Raw genomic sequence first — 19,480 nt, 5'->3', positions numbered from 1 at the left:
TTCGCCGCCGGATTGCCGGCGACCTTCTTGATGGCGATCACGCCTGTATTCCCACCATCACGCATGACGTTGTGAAACCGTCTGCCCAAGGGTATGGTCCGCGCAAAATTCGGCGGTTCCATCTCCTTAGCATCTGGTTGGGCATGAGCAACACGACATTCGGTACAGATATTCCCTCCGTCCGGTCCGAGCCTTCGGCGGCATCACGGATCAGCGACAGCATCGACGTGCGTCGGATCCTGTCGATCATCTGGCGACGGAAATTTCTCATTGCCGGCGTGACATTGCTGTTCGTTCTGGCCGGGCTGTATCAGCTGTCCCGCATAACGCCGATCTATTCCACCAGCGCGACGATCATGCTCAACAACAGGCAGACCAATGTGGTCGATATCGACAGTGTCGTATCGGGTCTGTCGACCAACAACACGGCGGTCGGCAGCGAGATACAGCTGCTGCGTTCGACACAGCTGCTGGAGCGTGTGGTCGAGAAGCTGCGGCTGGACGCGGATCCGGAGTTCAACTATCGGCTTCGCCCGCAGCAGAGCGGCAACCGCCTGATGGGGCTGGAGGCCTATCTGCCGCAGACGCTGGTCAACCGCTTGCTGGGTCCGCCCCGGGAACAGGAACCGGTGGCCGAACGCGCCGACCTGTCAGAGGCGGAGAGGCGCGCATTGATGCGGTCGATTGTCGGCGCCTTGCGCGGTGGCATGTCGGCGGGCCCGATCCCGAGTACGCTCGCTCTCCAGGTCGGTTTTTCGTCTCCTGATCCCCGGAAGGCCCAGTTGATCGCCAACACGATCGCCGAGCAGTACATCATCGATCAGCTTGAGGCCAAGTACGAGGCGACGCGACGGGCCTCTTCCTGGCTCAACGAGCGGCTGGAAGACCTGCGAAGCCAGGTCGAGCAGAAGGAAGCGGCAGTCGAGGCCTTCAAGGCCCAGCAGAGCAACAGGACCGGCCAGGGTGCCGCGCTGACATCGCAGCAGCTGACGCAGCTCAATTCGGAACTCGTGCTTGCGCGCGCCAACCGGGCGGAAGCCGAAGCGCGCTACAATCAGGTGGCGGGTCAGATCAGTGGCGGCGGCACCTCGGTGGCGGCCGAATCACTTTCGTCGCCTCTGATCGAGAATCTCAACCAGAAGCTGGCCGATCTGCGACGTCAGGAGGCCGAGCTGTCGACCCGCTATGCCGAGAAGCATCCGCGAATCCTGAACGTGCGCGCCGAGATCGCCGATACAAGTGCTGCGGTCGAACGGGAGGTCGAGAAGGCTGTCCGGTCGCTGCGTACCGAACTGAATGTGGCAACGGCGCGGGAGCAGACCCTGCAGCGCAGTGTGCGCCAGCTCGAGCAGCGGGCGTTCACCCAGGACCAGTCCTCGGTCGAGCTGAGGCAGCTTGAACGGGAAGCGGAAGCCACGCGCGTGCTCTATACGAATTTCCTTTCGCGCTTCAAGGAAACCAGCGAGCAGCAGGAAATCCAGCAGGCTGATGCGCGGATCATCTCGGCGGCAGACCTGCCGGGACGCCCGACCAGCCCGAATCGGTCGCGCTCCATGATGCTGGTGATTGCGCTCGGGTTGCTGGTCAGCGCCGGTCTCGTGATGCTGCTGGAGCAACTGGACAATGCCTTCCGTTCACCGGAGCAGATGGAAAGTGCCCTTGGCCTCGTGACCTTTGGCACCATTCCGCTGGTGAAGGGGTTCCGGAAGAACCGCTCGGACGTGCTGCAGTACGTGAGCGACAAGCCGACCTCCGGTCTGGCGGAGGCCTGTCGCAGCATGCGTGTGTCGCTGAACCTGTCGAACGTGGACAACCCGCCCGAGGTGGTTCTGGTCACGTCCTCGCTGCCTTCCGAAGGCAAGAGCACGACCGCTGTCCTGCTGGCGCACGCCATTGCCAATCAGGGCAAGAAGGTCGTGATCGTCGACTGCGATCTGCGGCGCCCGTCGCTGCATCACACGCTGAAACTCGACAATACCGTCAGTGTGCTCGAGGTTCTGACCGGTCGCAGCGAACTGGCCGAGGCCATTCAGACCGGCCACCCGTCAGGACTGCATGCCCTGCCGGCGCGCGAGACAGCGGCCCAGGCCATTGATCTGCTTTCCTCGAAGGCGTTCGAGCGCATGGTCAGCCAGTTGCGGGAGACGTACGACATGGTCGTGCTCGACGCCGCACCGACACTCGCGGTATCCGATGCGCTCGTCATCAGCCAGCTCAGCGATGCCCTGCTGTATGTCGTCAAATGGGATGACACGCCGCGGGAAATCGTTTCCTCCGGCATCGATCGGCTGAAGGAGAACGGCGTGCGGGTGACCGGCGCGGTTCTGGCCCAGGTCAACATGTCGAAGCAGGCCCGCTACGGCTACTATTACTCCGGCGCGAGCTACTACTACGGGAAGTACAAGAACTACTACAAGAACTGACCCTCGCGATCCGTCGGGATTGGGGGCATCGGCAACGGGGAGAGCGGCATGATCGTCGTCAGTGGTGTCATCCGGGTCGCAGCCGCCAGCGAGGGGGCCGCCCGCGCGGCAGCCCTGGAGGTGGCGCAGGCCACCCGCAGGGAAGACGGCTGCATCTCCTATGCCTTCTACGCCGACCTGGAGCAGGAAGGCACCTTCCGGGTCTTCGAGGAATGGAAGGACGATGCGGCGCTGGCGGCGCATTTCAGGACGCCACACATGGCCGCGTTCCGGGAAAAGCTGTCGAAGCTGGAATTCATCAGCCGCGAAGTGCACCGCTACGTCGTCACGGAATCAAGCCAGCTCTAGACGCAGTCGGACGGTGGAATGATCCGTATCGTTCCGGGGCTTCACCGGAGCCCTGGCGATCTGCCGCGGACGGGAACCCGACCGGCGATCTCAGCAGTGAATCGCCGAACCCTGCCAGGCGCGTGCGGAAGGCGCGTGACTGCGATATTCGCAGAGGATGACACTCTCGAAGAAGGTGACGGCTGACTGCGTGTCAGTCGCCGTTTCACGGAACCTGAGACCGATCTCGCCGGCGCGGCACCAGACCACATCCGCGATCGTCCGCAGACCGTTGAAGGTCACCTCGATCTGCTGAAGCGAGAAGTCGGCGAGATCGCCGATCTCCAGGCGGGCGCCCCCGAGGCTGATGTCCAGCAGGGTGGCGGAAAGCCGGAGGGCCTTGTCACCCAGTTCCACCATCGTGCGTCCCGTCAGATTGATGCGGGTGTGGTTGCGGCGGTTCTGCGGTCCTGATGTCATTCTCCTGCCCCTTTCCTGCTGAACCGCGGCACCTGGCTGCGCCTGCGGTCAGTCAGGGGAGGAGCAATCGCTGTGCCAGAATCAGCCCTGTGCCGGATCGGGACTCGGAGGCTGAAAGGCGCTCCTGTTTGAGGCAGGTCCCGGGAATCGTGTGCCAGTTCATGACGGGGAGAGGGATCTGCCCCGCGAATCGTGCCGACCGACAGCATCGTGCCTCCCCGGAGTCACGAAATGCTGCCTGCCGATCACAATCTGCACCACCCGTGAGGGCATGCGGTCATTCGATGGTCGCGTACCCGTTGTTCAGCACGACCACATCGCGCTCCAGCACCGTGGTGCGGAAGGAAATGTCATTGCCGTCCTGCCAGTATTCGGTACGCAGGGTCTCGCCCGGATAGACGGGGGAGGTGAAGCGCAGCCCCATCTTCTTCAGCCGGTCGCCATCATAGTCGCAGAGCGCCTTGACCAGGGCATGGCAGGCGATGCCGAAGCTGCACAGGCCGTGCAGGATGGGCGCCTTGAAGCCGGCGGCGGTGGCCACATCGGGATCCGCGTGCAGCGGATTGTAGTCGCCCGAGAGGCGGTAGATCAGGGCGGCCTCGGGACGTGTCGACAGGTCGACAAAGCCATCCGGTGCCCGGTCCGGCAGCGCATGGGGCTTCGGCGCAGGCTTCTCCGGCCCGCCGAAGCCGCCGTCGCCGCGGCCGAAGGTGGTGGAGGTCAGGGTGCAGACCTTGTCGCCTGACTCGTCATAGACCACACGCTCCGAATACATCAGCGCGCCCTTGCCGGCGCCCTTGTCGATGATCTCCGTCATCGTGGACTTGCCGGTCAGCTTGCCGTTGACGGGAATCGGCTTGTGGATCTCCATGCCCTGCTCCCCGTGCAGGACCTTGACCCAGTCGACACCGGTGTCTTCGTTCTTCACCCAGAAACCCGGCCCGGCGAGCACCACGGCCATCGAGGGAAAGACCTTCTGGTTGTCCTCGTAGGTATAGCGAAGCTGACGCTTGTCGAGCTGGTCCTGGCTGAGGCCGATGCCGAGCGCATAGATGATGGCGTCCCGGAAGTTCATGTCCTGGACACCGTCCGGAATCGGATAGTTCATCAGGTGATCGTAGTTGATGGCCATTGGTTGCTGTCCTCCCCTTGAGATCGAATGCCCGGGCCGGGAGGAGCCGGCCCCGTCCGGCCCGGGCAGCGCGTGAATTCGGTCAGACCGGATCCCAGCTGAAGATGTCGGCGGAGCGGTCGAGGTCGAAGAACGACTTCTCCAGCGACGGCATGCCGTGGTCGGCGATCGATTCCGGTGTCCAGCCCTCGCTGTTGTGGGTGGAGCGGATCGGACGCGGCTGGCTGAACAGGAAGATCTCGTTGCCCCGCACGCCGAAGATCTGGCCCGTGACATGGCTGGACTGGTCGGAACCGAGATAGACGGCCAGTGGCGCCTGCTGGGCCGGTGTCATGCGCTTGATCTTCTCCAGGCGCGCCTGCTGTTCCGGCGTGTCTGAAGGGATCGTGCCGATCATGCGCGACCAGGCGAAGGGCGAGATGCAGTTGGAACGGACACCGAAGCGGTTCATGTCCAGTGCGATCGACTTCGACAGTCCGGCAATGCCGAGCTTGGCGGCCGCATAGTTCGCCTGCCCGAAGTTGCCGATCAGGCCAGAGGTCGAGGTGAAGTGGATGTAGGAGCCCGAGCTCTGCTCACGGAAGTAGGGGGCCGCGGAACGGGCGACATTGAAGCTGCCCTTCAGATGCACCGCGATCACCATGTCCCAGTCGGGTTCGTTCATCTTGTGGAAGATGACGTCGCGCAGGATGCCCGCATTGTTGACGATGACATCGACCTTGCCGAAGGCATCGACGGCGGTCTTGATCATGTCCTCGGCATCCTTGCGCTCGGCAACGGAACCGAAATGCGGCATGGCCTTGCCACCCGCGTCGTTGATCGCCGCGACCACATCGCGTGCCGGCTTCTCGTCATTGCCGTCACCGGACACCGCGCCGCCGAGATCATTCACGATCACGGATGCGCCATGCGCTGCCATCAGCTTCGCGATCTCACCGCCGATGGCCCCGCCACCGCCAGTCACGACGGCAACCTTGCCGTCCATCAGTTTTGCCATCTCTTCTGTCTCCCCATGGCCGTTTCGTTGAACAGGTTGTTGTGCAGGTCAGCAGGCGGAGCGGATCAGGGCTCCAGCACCACACGACCGACGATCTTGCCCGCACGCAGGTCCTCCAGCGTCTCCCAGGCCGCATCCAGCGGGCGGGTGGCGACGGGCAGCGGCGGAACCTTGCCCTGCTTGACCAGTTCCATCAGCGCCTTCATCTCCGCCGGGCTGCCGACCATGGAGCCGCGCACGGTGATGTTCTTGAAGGCAAACAGCGGCACCGGCACCGTCAGCGCGCCGCCGAACAGGCCGACAATCGCCAGCACGCCGCTTGGGCCCAGCGAGGTGACGCCAAAGGTGGCTGTCTTGTCGGAGCCGACGAAATCGACAGCACCGGGCAGGCCGCCACCGGTCAGCTTGGCGACTTCCTTGCGGGTCGCCGGATCGGCGGGGTTGAACACATAGTCGGCACCGGCCGCCGTGGCGGCATCCAGCTTTGCCTGGTCGATGTCGAAGACGATGGTCTTGGCCTTGATCGCGGCCATCGCAATCATCAGGCCGGCCATGCCGACACCACCGGCGCCGATGATGCCGACGAAACCGCCAGCCTCCGCCGCATCCTTGACCTTCATCAGCGCGCCATAGGCGGTGATGCCGGAGCATGCATAGGTCGCGGCCAGCCCGGTCGGGACGCCGTCATAGTCGAACAGGAACTGCGCGTCCGGCACCATCACATGGGTGGAATAGCCACCGTCCACCTGGACGCCGAGGTTCCGGGGGGAGGCACAGAGCTGCGTGTTGCCGCCCTTGCAGGTGGCGCATTCCATGCAGCCGATCCAGGGATAGACGATACGCTTGTCGCCGACGGACACGCCCTTGGCATCCGGACCGACCGCGGCGACCTCGCCAACGATCTCGTGACCAAGCGTGAAGGGAAGCTTGCGCCCACGGGTCACGTCGGCCTTGTTGCCGCCGCCCATGTCGAAATAGCCCTCGTGCAGATGAATGTCGGAATGGCAGACACCGCATGCTTCGATCTTCACCAGAACCTCCGCACCCTGTGGTGTCGGCACGTCGTAGGTGAATTCCTTCAGTTCCGCCCCGTATTCGTCAAACTGCATGCTGCGCATGTGATCCCTCCCGGTATGATCAGATATGGCGGCACAATAGGCACGCCTGCGCGAGCGGACAACATGCACTATCCGCAATCGCCCCACCGGGACAATGCTTGACGACCGGTCTTTCCTTGCTATTAAAGCGAGCCAGTGCAGTGTACCGGAAAGTATCGACGGATACCGAATTCGGGAGCATCTGGTTCGGACCGGCATCAAGACCGGACGTGGTGGGATCAAGGGAGGCAAGCGATTGCGCCGAAATGCGACGCGATCGTGCACCGTCACAGGAGTGTGGCGATGAGCACGGAAATTCTCGAAGTCGAAGGTGTTGAGGTGCGGTTCGGGGGCATTGTTGCCCTGGACGGTGTTTCGTTCACCATGCCGGAAGGCAAGATCGTCGGCCTGATCGGCCCGAACGGAGCGGGCAAGACAACGCTCTTCAATTGCCTGAGCCGACTCTATGTCCCCAACGGTGGCGACATCCGGTTCAAGGGCAAGACGATCCTGCAGAGCCCGCCGCATCATATTGCGGATATCGGAATCGGCCGGACGTTCCAGAACCTGGCGCTGTTCAGCACCATGTCGGTTCTCGAGAACGTCATGGTCGGTGCCCATTCGGCGTCCAGCAGCGATTTCATGTCCAACGCGCTGCGCCTGCCCTGGCGCGGCCGCGAGGAACGCAGGCTGCGTGAGCGCAGCGCGGAGCTGATCGACTATCTGGGTCTGGGCGACGTCGCCCACACCGTGGTTGGCGGTCTGCCCTTCGGCACGCAGAAGCGGGTCGAGCTGGCCCGCGCGCTGGCTTCCGAGCCGGAACTGCTGCTGATGGATGAACCGGCCGGTGGCCTGAACCATGACGAGCTGGGGGAACTGGGCAGCGTCATCCAGCAGATCCGCGACGATCGTGGCATGACCGTGCTGCTGGTCGAGCATCACATGGGACTGGTGATGAGCATCTCCGACAAGGTGGTGGCCATCGATTTCGGCAAGAAGATTTCCGAGGGCACGCCCGAGGAAGTGCAGAACGACCCGGAAGTGATCCGGGCCTATCTGGGGACTGGTCACTGATGGCATTGCTGGAGATCAAGGGGCTCAAGGCCTATTACGGCCAGATCGAGGCGCTTCACGGCTTCGATATGGAACTGGAAGAAGGCGAGATCACCGCCGTCCTCGGCGCCAATGGCGCGGGCAAGACCACCACGCTGCGGTCAATCTGCGGCATGGTGAAGGCCGCGGGCACGATCACGGTCGAGGGCGAGAACGTCGTCGGCATGTCCACGGAGGCCATCGTCGCGCGCCACAAGATCGCGCATGTGCCGGAGGGGCGTGGCACGTTCGTCCGGGTCTCGACGGAGGAAAATCTCCGGCTGGGCGCATTCACCCGGCGGGACAGGGAGATCGAGAAGGATTACGAGCGCGTCTATCATTACTTCCCGCGCCTGAAGGAGCGTCGCAACCAGCAGGCGGGCACGCTGTCGGGTGGCGAACAGCAGATGCTGGCGGTGGGCAGGGCGCTGATGCTGCGGCCGAAGATCATGCTGCTGGACGAGCCGTCATTTGGCCTGGCACCGATCATCACCGAGGAACTGTTCAAGATCCTCGGCCAGATCAACCGGGAAGAAGGCGTCTCGATGCTGGTCGTCGAACAGAACGCCAACCTGGCGCTGGATATCTCCAAGAACGCGTATCTTCTCGAAACCGGCAACGTCGCCATGACTGGTCCTGCGGACAAGATCATGGATGACGAGCAGGTTCGCAAATCCTATCTCGGCTACTGACGGGGCATGAACTGACATGGATCTCTTTATCGAACAGACGGTCAGTGGGCTTGCATCAGGTGCGATCTATGCCTGCCTCGCCCTTGCCGTCGTCATGATTTACCAGGCCATCGACCACTTCAATTTCGCCCAGGGCGAGATGGCCATGTTCTCCACTTACATCGCCTGGTACCTGATGGATGATGCGGGCCTCGGCCTGCCGTTCTGGGTGGCGTTCTTCGTTTGCATCATCGTTTCCTTCATCGGCGGTGCAGCGATCGAGCGGATCGTCTTCGCGCCGATCAGCGACGCGCCGGTGCTCAGCCACATCATCGTCTTCATCGCGCTGTTCTCTATGTTCAACAGCCTTGCAGGCTTCATGTTCGACTTCACGCCGAAGCAATTCACGACCCCGTTCGGGCACGAGGCACTGATCGAGGGCGTGATCAGCTGGCATCGAGCGGGAATGGTCGGGGTAACGCTGATAATGCTGCTGCTGATCTATGCCTTCTTCCGTTACACGCCAATCGGCCTGGCGATGCGGGCGGCTGCGGCGGCGCCCGAGTCGGCGCGGCTTGTGGGTATCCGTGTGGGCTTCATGCTGGCTCTCGGCTGGGGCCTTGCCGCTGCAGTCGGGTCGGTGGCCGGCATGCTGATCGCACCGATCACGTTCCTGACACCTGACATGATGCTCGGCACCCTGCTCTACGGTTTCGCCGGTGCCGTGGTCGGTGGCCTTACCAGCCCGCTGGGCGCGGTCATCGGTGGCTTCATGGTCGGCATTCTCGAGAACTGGATGGGCACCTTCGTTGTCGGCAGTCAGCTGAAGCTGACCGTCGCGCTGGTGCTGATCATCGTTGTCCTGTTGGTCAAACCCGCCGGCCTGCTCGGCCGCGTGGTCGTTAAGAGGGTCTGATCATGGCAAGCACAGACATGGCCGGAAAAAGCGTCCCGGCATTCCTGAACCAGAATCCGAAGGACCGTATCCTCGTCCTGGGTGTGCCACTGCCGCTGCTGGAAAGAGTGTGTCTCTACGTCCTTCTCGCCGCAGTCGTCGTGTTGCCGATGGTCTATGACGGTTACGACATCTACGAGTTCGGCAAGATACTGATGTACATGCTGGCGGTGCTGGGCCTGAACCTGCTGACCGGCTTCAACGGGCAGTTCTCGCTGGGTCACAGCGCCTTCTTCGCGGTGGGTGCCTACGCAACGGCGATCATGATGGACCAGTTGGGCATGCCCTACTGGGCCACCATCATCCCGGCGGCCGCGGTCTGCTTTGTTGCGGGGTTCCTGTTCGGTCTGCCCGCGCTGCGGCTGGACGGCCTGTTCCTGGCGCTGGCCACCTTCGCGCTCGCCATCGCGACGCCACAGTTGCTGAAATATGACGGCATCGCCCATCTGACCGGTGGTGTGCAGGGTATCGTGCTCGATACGCCCTATCCGCCGGGCTGGGTCGACAGCATCGTCATGTCGATCACCGGTGAGGAACTGTCGCTTGACCGATGGAAGTACATGTTCACCGCGTTCGTTGCGGTGATCATGTTCGCGGGCGCCTGGAACCTGGTGCATTCGCGCACCGGTCGCGCCCTGATCGCGATCCGCGACAATCCGCTGTCGGCGAAGACCATGGGCATCAATACCTCGATGTTCAAATCGGCGGCGTTCGGTGTCAGCGCGATGTACACCGGTGTTGCCGGTTCGCTGTTCGCCATCATGGACGAGTATCTGGCGCCGGAAAGCTTCACCTTCGCGGAGGCGATCAAGTTCCTGGTCGGTGGCGTGATCGGCGGCATCGCCAGCCTGTTCGGCGCCATCTTCGGTGGCTGGTTCGTGCTGGAGATTCCGAACATCGCCGACCTCGCGGCCTCAAGCCTGGAGAACTACATCAACAATCCGCAGGGTCTGACCGGTCTGATCTATGGCCTGTTCCTGATCTTCACGGTCTATGTGATGCCGATGGGGGCCGCCGGCCTCGCGCAAATTTTGGTGCATAAGATCAGTACCAGGCGCTAGGATCACCGCATTCAGCCAACCGATTGTCCGGTACGGGCCGGGACCATCGGAGACGTACAAGCCCGACGTGCAACAGAGGAGACAGATATGAAACTGCTCACGACAACCATGGTATCCGCGGCTGCGCTGGCCGTTGCCATGGGTGCCGCCGAAGCGCGCAACGCGCCCGGAGTCACCGACAAGGAAATCAAGATCGGCAATACCAACCCCTATTCGGGTCCGGCCGCCGCCTACAGTTCGATCGGCAAGTCGATCGGTGCCTGCATGGACAAGTTCAACGCCGAGGGCGGTGTGCACGGTCGCCAGATCAACTTCATCTCGGTCGATGACGGCTACAGCCCGCCGCGCACCGTGGAACAGACCCGCAAGCTGGTCGAGCGCGAGAAGGTCGCCTTCGTCTTCCAGGGTCTGGGAACGCCGACCAACTCCGCCGTTCACACCTACATGAACAAGAAGAAGGTTCCGCAGCTCTTCGTTGCGACCGGCGCCACCAAGTGGGGTGACCCGAAGAACTTCCCGTGGACCATGGGCTGGCAGCCGAACTACCAGTCCGAGGGTGTCGTGTATGCGCGCTATGTCATGGCCCAGAACCCGAATGCCAAGATCGGTATCCTCTACCAGAACGACGACTACGGTAAGGATTACGTGCATGGCATGGAGAACGGGCTGGGCGACAAGGCCGGTTCGATGATCGTGGCCAGCGAGTCCTACGAGGTTACCGATCCGACCATCGAGTCGCAGATCGTGAACATCAAGAACTCCGGTGCCGACGTGTTCTACAACGTCACCACGCCGAAGTTCGCCGCGCAGGCGATCTCCAAGAATTTCGAACTGGGTTGGGCCCCGCTGCATCTGCTGAATTCCGTGTCGAACTCCATCGGCTCGGTGGTTTCCAAGGCCGGCTTCGAAAAAGGCCAGGGCATGATCTCCGCCGCCTACCTGATGGATCCGACCGATACGGAGTGGCATTCGCACGACGAGTTCAAGGCCTGGAACGCCTGGATGGACGAGTACTATCCGGACGGTGACAAGACCGACGCCTTCACCGCCTTTGGCTGGGCCGTCTGCCACACCATGATCAAGGTCCTCGACCAGGCCGGTGACGACCTGAGCCGGGAGAACATCATGGCGCAGGCCGCGAACCTGAAGAACTACCGCGCGCCGATGCTGCTGCCGGGTATTGCCGTCAACACCAGCCCGACGGATTTCTATCCGATCGAGCAGTGGCAGCTGCAGCGCCTGAAGGACAAGAGCTGGGAGCGTTTCGGTGACATCATCGATGGCGCCGTCGGCTCCGGTTCCTGACCGGAACGGCTGAACCAGACCTCAGGGATCGGGGGTCGTCGGCATGTCCGACGGCCCCCTTTCTTTGTCTGCGCGACAGGGATTGAACGCGAACCGGAGGAAGTTCTGGATATGGAAGGCGATCTTCTGGCGCATGCCCGCCGCATCATGGTCCCTGACCTGAGCGGAATCCTGGACGCCGTCCTGCAGGAAGTTCGTTTCGACAGTGCTGCGGAGCCGACCGTCTGCGTCCTGGGGGACGTTGCGGGCCGGTTCACGGCCAGGCTGGCGCACCGCCTGCCGAACGCGGTGATCACGCTTGTCGAGCCTTCAGAAGATGCGCTGACCCCTGCGCAGGAGCATCTGACCGGGCAGCCGCATCTGACGTTCCGTACCGGGGATCCTTTGCGGGTGCGCCTGCCCAAGCCGGCCGATCTCGTCGTCTGCCTGTTTGTGGCGCACCACATGACCGATGCGCAGAAGATCGACCTCTATTCCCGTACCTACCAGAGCCTGCGGCCGGGCGGGGTGCTGATCCATGCCACGCGTATCGCGGGAGAGGACGAGGTCCTGCACCAGAGGCAGCACTGGACCTGGCTGGCCGCCCTGCGGGCCATCGGGGTTGATGAGGCCGGGATCGCCAGGGCCCTCGCGACGAGCCGCGACGCGCGCCTGTCCCCCCTGTCCACCCACATCGACTGGATGCGACAGATCGGGCTGGGGCATGTGGACTGCGGTTACCGGCGGGGCGCCTTCGCGGTCCTGTCCGGGGAGATGCCGACGGACCCGCAGGCACGACCGTGCAACCTGTTCGGCGTGGCGCGCATGCTGAAGCGCGGTTGACCCGGTCGCCACCCGCGATGCAGTGCCGTCAGGCCGCCAGCGTCGTCGCCTTGTCCCGTGCGGCTGCCGCGGCTGACTGTTCACCCGCGAGTTCCATCGCGCGCGCATGGACATTCCAGTTATAGGGGCTGCTCGGCTTCTGATCGACGCGTTCCGCCGACAGCGCGCGGGCCAGTGACGCGCGTCCGGCGGCAATGGCGCTTTCCAGCAGCACCCGCTCGAAGATGTCGCGCTGCGCGTGACTGCCGCCCACCAGCGCGAACTGTTCCCGCAACGGCAGCAGGATATCCACCACCTGGTCATGCCGTCCCTGACGGGCATCGATGATGGCTTCGGTCAGGGCGATGCCGACCTGGCGGTAGACGGCGCCCTGACTGCTGGTCTCATCGACATTGGCGTTGCGCATGCGTTCCAGCAGGTCGCTGGCTTCCGTCGGCCGGTCGGTGGCCCCCAGCGCCATGGCATAGTGCACATCGGCGAAGCAGAGCAGATGGTCGCTCACGCGCTCAGCCGAGCGGCTGGCCAGTTCCTCCCAGCGATTGCCGACATCGCCACCTTCCTGCTCCAGCCGCCAGAGCAGCGCCGTGCCATTGGTGATGTCGAGGTATTCCTCCGTCGATTCCGCACGGATTTCCCGATCATAGAGATCCAGGACTGTCGCGTGATCACCCAGTTCCAGATGATAAAGCGCGCGGTGCCACCAGACATGGAAGCGGAAATTGTTGGTGCCGGAAGCCCAGTGCTGCTCGTGCGCGGTGATCCAGCCGATGCCTTCCCGGTGCCGTCCCTGCATCTCCATGATGTGCGCCCCGGCATGAATGCCCCACAGGTCTGCCGGATTGATCTCCACCGCCCGGCGGGCATGGGCCTCGGCGGCGGCATACTCTCCGTTCTCTTCCAGTCCGAAGGCATGGATGGCTTGGATGTAGCCCGCGCCCGGCTGGTCCATGGTCCAGAACGGCAGCACCCGGGCCGAAGACAGGCGCATCGCCCTGCCGCCGCTGGTGTAGAAATGCAGGTAATGGCTCAGGCGCAGGGCCATGGGGTCAAGCGGATGGTCCAGCAGGATGGCCTCGAACGCGGAGGTCGCCCGGCCCCAGTCCCCGTCCGCCCAGGAATCGAGCGCGGTCATATAGTGTCTTTCCCGCATGCTGACCGTACCGCCCGCGACCACTGTCCGGGCCGTGTCGCGCGCGGCCAGGCCGCGCACATGCATCTTCGGCTGGCAGAACAGCAGAAAGAAGAAACCGCTGAAGATCAGCCCCAGCGGCATCTCGGGATCGGCCGTCATGGCGGCCTTCAGGTGAGCGCCGGTATCCAGGCGGAACCCGAGATAGGACATGACCGTCCGATCCAGGGCATCGACCGCCGCACTGTTGGCTGCCGTGACCGGATTGCCCCACTGGTCCTGAAACATCTGTGATCCCCTGTTGTCGTCTCCACCGGCAGACAGGTTACGGCAGGCGGCGCGCCAGGCAAGCCGAACTATTTCGGCGACCACTTCGTCCGGGGGCGATCCTGCAGCCGGCCATCGACGCGAATGTCCACCCGCTCGTTGAAGAAGCAGTGATAGTCCCGGATCGGCGCCGCCTCCCGGACCGGGTTGGCATAGTGCCAGACCAGGTTCTCGTGCCGTGTCCCGTCCAGGTCCACATGGTGGTAGTCGGCAACACCCTTGTAGGGGCAGGCGGTTTCCAGTTCGGAAACGACCAGCAGATCGGAACGCAGGTCCTCCGCCGGGATGTAGTAGCGCACGGGCAGGCCCGTCTCGAACAGGAACAGCGCGCGCATGCTGTCCGCCAGCACGGTGCCCTCCAGGCTGATCTCGACCCGTCGGCTGGAGGGCAGGATGTCGACCCGGACATGCGGGTCACGGGCGTGGACGAAGATCTCCTCGTCCTCCTCCAGCCAGCGGTCCATCCGGTTCCAGTAGAACGCGGCATGGCCCTTCAGTTCGGGAACCGCGCTGATCGGATCGGGATAGGACCAGAGCGCGTTCTCCGCGACCCGGTCGCCGACCGTGATGTTCCAGTAGCTGGCGTCGCCCTTGAAGGGACAATGGGTCGAATGATCCGTCGGTACCCGGAACCGTTCGGGAATGTCCTTCAGCGGGATGTAGTAGACCGGCGGGATCGGCGGCTCGAACAGCAGCAACGCCTCGGTGGTGTCAGCCACTGTCTCCCCGTTGAACCGGACGCGGATGCGTTTCGCACAGGGTTCCGTGGTGACGCGGTGCGCCTGTCTGGCATCCGTCCTGGCGGCATCGGGCATGGCGGGTTCTCCTGCGGCGGCGGGCGACGGGGGCAGGGTGGGGCATGCGGCTGCGACAGGCAAGGATTGCATGGCCTGCCCCGCGCGTTGCATTTCCATTCCGGGATGAAGCGCCATAGAATTTCCGGCATGACAAACCTGACTGAGTTTCTCGGGATCGCGGCCGAACGGGCCGGGGACCGTCCGGCACTGATCTACCGTGATGCACCCGTCAGCCATGCGGAGCTCGCCGCCGCGTCCCGGCGGGTGGCCCGTGGCCTGGCCGACCTGGGTGTCGGACGGGGGGATCGGGTGGCGCTGTGGATGCCGAATGCGCCGGCCTATCTGGCCGCCTTCTTCGCCTGCGCCCGGCTGGGGGCCATTGCGACGGCGGTCAATACCCGCTACCGCGCGATCGAGGTCGGGGACATCGTCGGGCGCTCCGGGGCGAAGGTGCTGTTCTGCTGGCCGGGCTTCAAGGGGATCGATTTCGCCGGAATCCTGGCCGATGTGGACCCGGCGCAGCTTTCAGGTCTGGAGCATCTGGTGGTCTATGGCGAGGATGATGCCGCCACCACCGACCTGCCGGACATACCCGGTGTGAAATCGGTCGCCTATGCCGACCTGGATGCCGCGGCGGAGATGATGGAGGACCAGGCGGACGCTGGCCTCGGCTGTGCCATCTTCACCACCTCCGGCACCACCAAGGCACCGAAGTTCGTGCTGCACCCGCAGTCCAGCATTGCCGATCATGCGCTGGAGATCGCCGATACCTTCGGCTGGCGTGACGACGGCGTGACGATCCTGCAGCCGATGCCGTTCTGCGGTGTCTTCGGCCTCACCCTGGTCACCGGCGCCCTCGCGTCGGGGCGGACTTCCGTGGTGATGCCCTTCTTCGACACGGCGGAGGCGGTGCGGCTGATGCACGATTATGCCATCACCCATACCGCTGGCTCCGACGACATGTACAACATGATGCTGGGTGCGACCGACGATCCGGTACCGTTCCCGAAGTTCCGCTATGGCATCTTCGGCAGCTTCAATGCCGCGCTGGACGATATTGCTGAGCGGGCCGACTCGCGAGGCATGACGCTGGTGGGTGTCTACGGCATGTCGGAGGTGCAGGCGCTCTATTCCCACTGGGATCCGGAGGCTCCGCTGAGCCAGCGTCGCATGGGCGGCGGGCTGCTGACCTCACCGAAGGCCGCGATCCGTGTCCGCGACCCGGAGAGCGGCAAGCTGCTGGGCGTGGGGGAACCGGGGGAACTGGAAGCCCGTGGTCCGTCGCAGATGATGGAATATTTCCTGAACCCGGAAGCAACGGCCGAGACGATCACGGAAGATGGCTTCATCCGTACCGGCGATCTGGCTGAACTGACGCCGGAGGGCGGTTTCATCTTCCTTTCCCGCATGGGCGACGTGCTGCGGCTTGGCGGCTTTCTCGTCGCCCCGGCGGAGATCGAGGCGCGGGTGCTGGATCATCCGTCGGTGAGCGACGTGCAGGTGGTCGGTGCCACGGTCGGGGGCCGGAACCGCGCGGTCGCCTTCGTGCTGTCGGATGACGCGGCAGCATTCGACGAGGATGCGGTCATCGCCTTCTGTGCGGAGGGGCTGGCACGCTACAAGGTTCCGGCGCGGGTTGTCGTTCTGGATGCCTTTCCGACCACGCAATCGGCCAATGGCATCAAGATCCAGAAGGCGAAGCTGCGGGCCATGGCTGATGGGCTGGACGGCAAGGGCTGAGACCTGTATCGCAGGCGCACGATCCACAGGACCACTGCCCTATCCACAGGATAGCCGACCATGACCGTGCCAGCCATTGACCATCTGGAACCCCTTGCGCGGGAACACGACGCGTTCCTGTTCGATCTCTGGGGTGTCGTCCACAATGGCATGCGCGTGTTCCCCGGATCGTTGCGGACCCTGCAGGGGCTGGCGGCCCAGGACCGTCCGGTGATCCTGCTGTCGAACGCGCCGCGCCTGGGCCAGGACGTGGACCGGCGGCTGCAGGAAATGGGCATTGCCCGTGACCTCTATCGCCGCGTTGTCGCCTCCGGCGATCTGGTCCGGCATGCCATGGTCACGCAGGACGCGCCATACGGGCGCAGGTACCTGTTCTGGGGCAAGGGGGCGGACCGCTCCATCCTGGCGGGCCTGGACTTCGAGGAAGTGACCGATCCGGCCGCCGCCGATTTCCTGCTCTGTGCCGGCCTGGACGATGTGACCACCGAAACCGTTGCCGACTACCAGCCGCGCCTGCAGTCGGTGCTGGATGCCGGTCTGCCGCTGGTCTGCGCCAATCCGGACTATGTGGTGCAGCATGGCGACACGCTGGAACCCTGCGCCGGGGCGCTGGCGCTGGCCTATCAGGAGATGGGCGGCACCAGCCACTGGTTCGGCAAGCCGTTCGCCAATGCCTACGACTATTGCCGCACCGAACTCGCCGGTCTGGATTTCGGCCGCAGCCTGATGATCGGCGACACCATCCGCACCGACATCCGGGGTGCCACCGATGCCGGGATCAGCGCCGTCCTCGTCGCCTCCGGTGTCCATGCGGCAGATTTCGTGAAGGACGGGACCGTGGATACGGATGCCGTCTCCGCCGCCTGTGCGGAGGCAGGCGTCGCGCCGCGCGCCGTCATGGCGATGCTCGACTGGTAGGGCGTCGCGGCGGAGGCCGGGGGCAGCCCGGGCCGCGTTCCGCCACACGCAAAAAGGCCGCGGTGCAGCACCACGGCCCTGGCAGATCGGCAAACCCGGATGAGAACGCCCGCGAAAGGGTCGTTACTTGATCTTGGCTTCCTTGAACTCGACGTGCTTGCGCGCGACCGGATCGTACTTCTTCAGCGCCATCTTCTCGGTCAGCGTGCGCGGGTTCTTCTTGGTGACATAGTAGTAGCCCGTGCCAGCCGTGCTGACGAGCTTGATCTTGACGACGGTTGGCTTGGCCATTGGTCACTTCCTGCTCTGAAGCGGTGAATTCAGGTGGCGGAAAATAGCCCCGATGCCGGTATTGTCAAGCACTGTGGCCGGACAGGACGGGGGGCGGCGGGATTCAGGCGGCTGCCGGACAGCGCCAGCCTCCGCCCGACGCCGTCAGCCCCCACCGGACAGCACCACCCCTTCCCGGCGGGGGTCCGCCCCGCCCCGCAGGACACCGTCCACCTGCTCGATCCCGTGCAGGCCGCTGTTCAGGGTGCGTAGCCGGACGCTGTGGCCCATGGCGGTCAGTTCCTCCATCCGCTCGGCGATCGGCGTGCCCAGTTCCAGATCCGTGTCGCCATTGCGGTTGGTGTGGTGCGGCAGGTCGATGGCGGCCTGCACATCCAGACCCCAGTCCAGCACCGCAACGATGGTCTTCGCGACATAGCCGATGATGCGGCTGCCGCCCGGAGAGCCGATGGCGAGGCGCAGGCTGCCGTCACCGTTGAGGACAATCGTCGGCGACATGGAACTGCGCGGACGCTTGCCTGGCTCCACCCGGTTCGCCACCGGCCGACCGTCACCGTCGGAGGGACGGAAGGAGAAGTCGGTGAGCTGGTTGTTGAGCATGAAGCCGCCCACCATCAGCCGCGACCCGAAGGCATTCTCCACGGACGAGGTCATGGAAACCACATCACCGGCCCGGTCGATGACGGTGAAATGGGTCGTGGAGGGCTGGCTGAGGTCGGCCCCGCGCTGGAAATTCCAGGTGTGGTCCAGCGGGTCGCCCGGCTCCACCGGGCCACTGCTGCGATCCAGGTCAATGGTTGCGGCGCGCCGCTTCAGATAGGCCGGGCGCAGCAGCGCCTCGACAGGCACATCGACGAAGTCGCTGTCGGCGAGGAACAGGCCCCGGTCCGCATAGGCGCGGCGCTCCGCCTCTGAAATCAGATGGATGGCGCGAGCGGATCCGGGCGCGGCGTCGGCGATGGGCAGGTGATAGAGCTGCCCCAGGATCTGGGCGACGGTCACGCCGCCGGACGTCGGCGGCGGCATGCCGCAGACCCGGTAGCTGCGGTAGGGGGTGCAGATCGCCGTCCGCTGCTTCGCCTCATAGCGGAACAGGTCGCCCTGGGTCATCACACCGGGGTTCGTGGCATGTCCCTGAACGGCGGCAACGATGGCTGCGGCCAGGGGGCCGCGATACATGGCCTCGGCCCCGTTCCAGGCAATATCGGCCAGCGACCGGGCGAGCGCGCTGTTACGCAACTGGTATCCCACCGGCAGCGGCTCGCCGTCCCGGTAGAAGAACCGGCCCGCCGCGTCCGACTGCTTGAGGAACGTGTCGCGGGCCAGCAGGTAGTGCAGGCGCGGGGTGATGGCGAAGCCATGCGTCGCGGCCTCGATGGCTGGCGTGAACAGGTCCGCCCATTTCAGCAGACCGTGTTTCTGATGCGCCAGTTCCAGCATGCGCAGCACGCCGGGCACGCCCACTGCCCGGCCCCCCACCACCGCCTCGAAGAAACCGAGCGGCTTGCCCTCCGCATCAAGGAACAGGTCCTCCGTCACCGCCTTCGGTGCCGTTTCCCGCCCGTCGAAGGCCGTGACCTCGCCGGTGGCAGAGTCCATGTGCAGCATGAAGGCACCGCCGCCGATGCCGGATGACTGCGGTTCGACAAGTGTCAGCATGGCCTGGATGGCGATGGCGGCATCCACCGCCGAGCCGCCAAGCGCTAGCATCTTCATGCCCGCCTCGGCGGCCAGCGGATGGGCTGCGGCGACCATCTCGCGGCGCAACTCGGCCTGCGCGGGTGCCGCGAACAGGCTGCCCAGCATCAGCAATGCGAGCAGCAGCCGGGCCGTCAGGGGTGCGGATGCCGACCATCTGCACTGCGTCGCGCCCGTCTTGCCACCCGTGCCTGAAAGGAGTCTCATCACGTCGACCT

Annotated in this window: 18 protein-coding genes; 10 read left to right on the top strand and 8 right to left on the bottom strand. The window is 64.3% G+C overall.

Annotated features, from left to right (window positions below; translation table 11 throughout):
• Nucleotides 1–143 precede the first annotated feature (143 nt).
• Both QGV54_RS17125 and QGV54_RS17120 read left to right on the top strand, forming a co-directional pair.
• Nucleotides 144–2,423, top strand: a complete 2,280-nt coding sequence (locus tag QGV54_RS17125) for a polysaccharide biosynthesis tyrosine autokinase (protein WP_281019433.1) — start codon at nt 144–146, stop codon at nt 2,421–2,423.
• Between the two features lie 48 nt (nt 2,424–2,471).
• Entirely contained in the window at nt 2,472–2,771 is a 300-nt protein-coding gene (locus QGV54_RS17120; RefSeq protein WP_281019434.1) for a putative quinol monooxygenase, read from the top strand.
• A gap of 90 nt (nt 2,772–2,861) precedes the next feature.
• On the opposite strand, the gene QGV54_RS17115 is transcribed toward QGV54_RS17120, so the two are convergent.
• The 4 genes from QGV54_RS17115 to QGV54_RS17100 all read right to left on the bottom strand — a co-directional run bounded on the left by QGV54_RS17115 (nt 2,862) and on the right by QGV54_RS17100 (nt 6,477).
• A complete protein-coding gene (locus QGV54_RS17115; protein WP_281019435.1) occupies nt 2,862–3,230 on the bottom strand; it encodes a PilZ domain-containing protein in 369 nt (122 codons plus the stop codon).
• 277 nt (nt 3,231–3,507) lie between these two features.
• Nucleotides 3,508–4,362 carry a MaoC family dehydratase gene (locus QGV54_RS17110; RefSeq protein WP_281019436.1) on the bottom strand — a complete coding sequence of 285 codons (855 nt, stop codon included), beginning with the start codon at nt 4,360–4,362 and terminating at the stop codon, nt 3,508–3,510.
• Nucleotides 4,363–4,444: 82 nt separating this feature from the next.
• Nucleotides 4,445–5,359: an SDR family NAD(P)-dependent oxidoreductase gene (locus QGV54_RS17105; RefSeq protein ID WP_281019437.1), complete on the bottom strand. Its 915-nt coding sequence runs from the start codon at nt 5,357–5,359 to the stop codon at nt 4,445–4,447.
• A gap of 65 nt (nt 5,360–5,424) precedes the next feature.
• A complete protein-coding gene (locus QGV54_RS17100) occupies nt 5,425–6,477 on the bottom strand; it encodes an alcohol dehydrogenase (protein WP_281019438.1) in 1,053 nt (350 codons plus the stop codon).
• Nucleotides 6,478–6,759: 282 nt separating this feature from the next.
• Between QGV54_RS17100 and QGV54_RS17095 the strand changes: the two genes are divergently transcribed.
• The 6 genes from QGV54_RS17095 (at nt 6,760) to QGV54_RS17070 (ending at nt 12,362) form a co-directional block, all read left to right on the top strand.
• A complete protein-coding gene (locus QGV54_RS17095) occupies nt 6,760–7,530 on the top strand; it encodes an ABC transporter ATP-binding protein (protein WP_281019439.1) in 771 nt (256 codons plus the stop codon).
• On the top strand, nt 7,527–8,240 hold the full coding sequence (locus tag QGV54_RS17090; protein ID WP_348637680.1) for an ABC transporter ATP-binding protein: 714 nt from the start codon (nt 7,527–7,529) through the stop codon (nt 8,238–8,240). Before QGV54_RS17095 ends, QGV54_RS17090 begins: the two co-directional genes overlap by 4 nt.
• Nucleotides 8,241–8,256: 16 nt before the next feature.
• Nucleotides 8,257–9,135: a branched-chain amino acid ABC transporter permease gene (locus tag QGV54_RS17085; protein ID WP_281019441.1), complete on the top strand. Its 879-nt coding sequence runs from the start codon at nt 8,257–8,259 to the stop codon at nt 9,133–9,135.
• Nucleotides 9,136–9,137: 2 nt separating this feature from the next.
• Entirely contained in the window at nt 9,138–10,235 is a 1,098-nt protein-coding gene (locus tag QGV54_RS17080) for a branched-chain amino acid ABC transporter permease (protein ID WP_281019442.1), read from the top strand.
• 87 nt (nt 10,236–10,322) lie between these two features.
• A complete protein-coding gene (locus QGV54_RS17075) occupies nt 10,323–11,540 on the top strand; it encodes an ABC transporter substrate-binding protein (protein WP_281019443.1) in 1,218 nt (405 codons plus the stop codon).
• Between the two features lie 111 nt (nt 11,541–11,651).
• The gene (locus tag QGV54_RS17070) at nt 11,652–12,362 is read left to right on the top strand and encodes a class I SAM-dependent methyltransferase (RefSeq protein WP_281019444.1); all 711 of its coding nucleotides are present in this window, start codon (nt 11,652–11,654) and stop codon (nt 12,360–12,362) included.
• 28 nt (nt 12,363–12,390) lie between these two features.
• Here QGV54_RS17070 and QGV54_RS17065 read toward each other — a convergent pair whose 3' ends face one another.
• Both QGV54_RS17065 and QGV54_RS17060 read right to left on the bottom strand, forming a co-directional pair.
• Nucleotides 12,391–13,779, bottom strand: a complete 1,389-nt coding sequence (locus tag QGV54_RS17065) for a tetratricopeptide repeat protein (protein ID WP_281019445.1) — start codon at nt 13,777–13,779, stop codon at nt 12,391–12,393.
• A 68-nt stretch (nt 13,780–13,847) separates the two neighbouring features.
• Entirely contained in the window at nt 13,848–14,633 is a 786-nt protein-coding gene (locus QGV54_RS17060) for a DUF427 domain-containing protein (RefSeq protein ID WP_281019446.1), read from the bottom strand.
• Between the two features lie 129 nt (nt 14,634–14,762).
• Between QGV54_RS17060 and QGV54_RS17055 the strand changes: the two genes are divergently transcribed.
• Together QGV54_RS17055 and QGV54_RS17050 are read left to right on the top strand one after the other, a co-directional pair.
• A complete protein-coding gene (locus QGV54_RS17055) occupies nt 14,763–16,355 on the top strand; it encodes an AMP-binding protein (RefSeq protein WP_281019447.1) in 1,593 nt (530 codons plus the stop codon).
• Nucleotides 16,356–16,415: 60 nt separating this feature from the next.
• Nucleotides 16,416–17,273, top strand: a complete 858-nt coding sequence (locus QGV54_RS17050; protein WP_281019448.1) for a TIGR01459 family HAD-type hydrolase — start codon at nt 16,416–16,418, stop codon at nt 17,271–17,273.
• Between the two features lie 123 nt (nt 17,274–17,396).
• On the opposite strand, the gene rpmG is transcribed toward QGV54_RS17050, so the two are convergent.
• Both rpmG and ggt read right to left on the bottom strand, forming a co-directional pair.
• The gene (rpmG, locus tag QGV54_RS17045; protein WP_281019449.1) at nt 17,397–17,564 is read right to left on the bottom strand and encodes a 50S ribosomal protein L33; all 168 of its coding nucleotides are present in this window, start codon (nt 17,562–17,564) and stop codon (nt 17,397–17,399) included.
• 144 nt (nt 17,565–17,708) lie between these two features.
• Nucleotides 17,709–19,469, bottom strand: coding sequence for a gamma-glutamyltransferase (ggt, locus tag QGV54_RS17040; protein WP_281019450.1), 1,761 nt, complete (start codon nt 19,467–19,469; stop codon nt 17,709–17,711).
• Nucleotides 19,470–19,480 lie beyond the last annotated feature (11 nt).

The sequence above is a fragment of the Minwuia sp. IMCC3060 genome, from assembly GCF_029909435.1.
Taxonomy (GTDB): domain Bacteria; phylum Pseudomonadota; class Alphaproteobacteria; order Minwuiales; family Minwuiaceae; genus Minwuia.
The sequence above is the reverse complement of the archived record's forward strand: the minus strand, read 5'-3'. Positions and strand labels throughout refer to the sequence as shown.

Excerpts from the sequence above, each read along its gene's own strand:
- QGV54_RS17120 (WP_281019434.1), top strand. The coding sequence starts at position 2,472 with ATGATCGTCGTCAGTGGTGTCATCCGGGTCGCAGCCGCCAGCGAGGGG.
- QGV54_RS17095 (WP_281019439.1), top strand. The coding sequence starts at position 6,760 with ATGAGCACGGAAATTCTCGAAGTCGAAGGTGTTGAGGTGCGGTTCGGG.
- QGV54_RS17075 (WP_281019443.1), top strand. The coding sequence starts at position 10,323 with ATGAAACTGCTCACGACAACCATGGTATCCGCGGCTGCGCTGGCCGTT.
- QGV54_RS17080 (WP_281019442.1), top strand. The coding sequence starts at position 9,138 with ATGGCAAGCACAGACATGGCCGGAAAAAGCGTCCCGGCATTCCTGAAC.
- QGV54_RS17070 (WP_281019444.1), top strand. The coding sequence starts at position 11,652 with ATGGAAGGCGATCTTCTGGCGCATGCCCGCCGCATCATGGTCCCTGAC.
- rpmG (WP_281019449.1), bottom strand. The coding sequence starts at position 17,564 with ATGGCCAAGCCAACCGTCGTCAAGATCAAGCTCGTCAGCACGGCTGGC.
- QGV54_RS17100 (WP_281019438.1), bottom strand. The coding sequence starts at position 6,477 with ATGCGCAGCATGCAGTTTGACGAATACGGGGCGGAACTGAAGGAATTC.
- QGV54_RS17125 (WP_281019433.1), top strand. The coding sequence starts at position 144 with ATGAGCAACACGACATTCGGTACAGATATTCCCTCCGTCCGGTCCGAG.
- QGV54_RS17060 (WP_281019446.1), bottom strand. The coding sequence starts at position 14,633 with ATGCCCGATGCCGCCAGGACGGATGCCAGACAGGCGCACCGCGTCACC.
- QGV54_RS17110 (WP_281019436.1), bottom strand. The coding sequence starts at position 4,362 with ATGGCCATCAACTACGATCACCTGATGAACTATCCGATTCCGGACGGT.
- QGV54_RS17115 (WP_281019435.1), bottom strand. The coding sequence starts at position 3,230 with ATGACATCAGGACCGCAGAACCGCCGCAACCACACCCGCATCAATCTG.
- QGV54_RS17085 (WP_281019441.1), top strand. The coding sequence starts at position 8,257 with ATGGATCTCTTTATCGAACAGACGGTCAGTGGGCTTGCATCAGGTGCG.
- ggt (WP_281019450.1), bottom strand. The coding sequence starts at position 19,469 with ATGAGACTCCTTTCAGGCACGGGTGGCAAGACGGGCGCGACGCAGTGC.
- QGV54_RS17065 (WP_281019445.1), bottom strand. The coding sequence starts at position 13,779 with ATGTTTCAGGACCAGTGGGGCAATCCGGTCACGGCAGCCAACAGTGCG.
- QGV54_RS17105 (WP_281019437.1), bottom strand. The coding sequence starts at position 5,359 with ATGGCAAAACTGATGGACGGCAAGGTTGCCGTCGTGACTGGCGGTGGC.
- QGV54_RS17050 (WP_281019448.1), top strand. The coding sequence starts at position 16,416 with ATGACCGTGCCAGCCATTGACCATCTGGAACCCCTTGCGCGGGAACAC.
- QGV54_RS17055 (WP_281019447.1), top strand. The coding sequence starts at position 14,763 with ATGACAAACCTGACTGAGTTTCTCGGGATCGCGGCCGAACGGGCCGGG.